The organism is Blautia sp. DFI.1.216 (genome assembly GCF_020594215.1).
GTDB lineage: Bacteria > Bacillota > Clostridia > Lachnospirales > Lachnospiraceae > Blautia_A > Blautia_A wexlerae.
In genome coordinates, this window is sequence record NZ_JAJDML010000210.1 from 1 (window position 1) to 308 (window position 308).

A 308-nucleotide genomic window follows, 5' to 3' on the forward strand; every position below is an offset into this window, starting at 1 on the left:
ATATCCTGCTGGTGCGGATAATTCCTTGATATAGACTGTGCCAGCCGTTACCTCTACAACATCTGTATTTCCGTTTCCATCAGTCGTAAGGGTGGCAAGCTGTTTCGTACAGTCCTTATCAGAAAAGACACCATAGGTTGCACCTGCAATAGAGTAATTCCCATTACCGTCTGTAATGCTGTTATTACTGGAAGTCTTTTGCAGTTTCGCATTTCCGACATTCAGCTTCGCCCAGAATTGTCCTAATTCCTGTCCCTCGCCAGAGTAGATATAACCGCCACATTCATAGCGTCCTTTATTTTCTTTGA

General features: G+C 43.8%; 1 protein-coding gene. It reads right to left on the bottom strand.

The window, feature by feature from the left end; translation table 11 throughout:
- Nucleotides 1–308 (bottom strand): prealbumin-like fold domain-containing protein (locus LJE11_RS19470; protein WP_227296442.1); only part of this gene is annotated, 308 nt, incomplete at both ends.